At 47.6% G+C, this 450-nt stretch carries 3 protein-coding genes; 1 reads left to right on the plus strand and 2 read right to left on the minus strand.

Annotated elements, in window-relative coordinates:
• Together OOJ59_RS27950 and OOJ59_RS27955 are read right to left on the minus strand one after the other, a co-directional pair.
• Window positions 1–72 (minus strand): IS1 family transposase (locus OOJ59_RS27950; RefSeq protein ID WP_001568368.1); only part of this gene is annotated, 72 nt, incomplete at its 3' end.
• Window positions 73–122: 50 nt separating this feature from the next.
• Window positions 123–329 carry a PLP-dependent transferase gene (locus OOJ59_RS27955; protein ID WP_326929237.1) on the minus strand — a complete coding sequence of 69 codons (207 nt, stop codon included), beginning with the start codon at window positions 327–329 and terminating at the stop codon, window positions 123–125.
• A gap of 49 nt (window positions 330–378) precedes the next feature.
• Between OOJ59_RS27955 and OOJ59_RS27960 the strand changes: the two genes are divergently transcribed.
• On the plus strand, window positions 379–450 hold a 72-nt coding region (locus tag OOJ59_RS27960), incomplete at its 3' end, for an IS1 family transposase (protein ID WP_001568368.1).

The following is a 450-nucleotide window of genomic DNA, read 5'->3' on the forward strand; positions in this document are numbered from 1 at the left end:
GGTGCTTTTGCCGTTACGCACCACCCCGTCAGTAGCTGAACAGGAGGGACAGCTGATAGAAACAGAAGCCACTGGAGCACCTCAAAAACACCATCATACACTAAATCAGTAAGTTGGCAGCATCACCCGCAGCTCATTATGCCCCTGCTTTTGGCAACCTGGCATACTGCTTCAATATCAACTAATTCCAACAGTGGGTTAGTGGGCGTTTCGATCCAGATTAGACCTGTATTCTCTTGAATATGGCGCTCTACTGACGCCAGATCATTAAGATCGACATAACTGAATGTCGTACCTGAAGTTTGTTTACGCAGACGTTCAAAGGTGATGCTGCCAACTTACTGATTTAGTGTATGATGGTGTTTTTGAGGTGCTCCAGTGGCTTCTGTTTCTATCAGCTGTCCCTCCTGTTCAGCTACTGACGGGGTGGTGCGTAACGGCAAAAGCACT

This window comes from Citrobacter sp. W9 (assembly GCF_026719375.1).
Classification (GTDB): Bacteria; Pseudomonadota; Gammaproteobacteria; order Enterobacterales; family Enterobacteriaceae; genus Citrobacter; species Citrobacter werkmanii.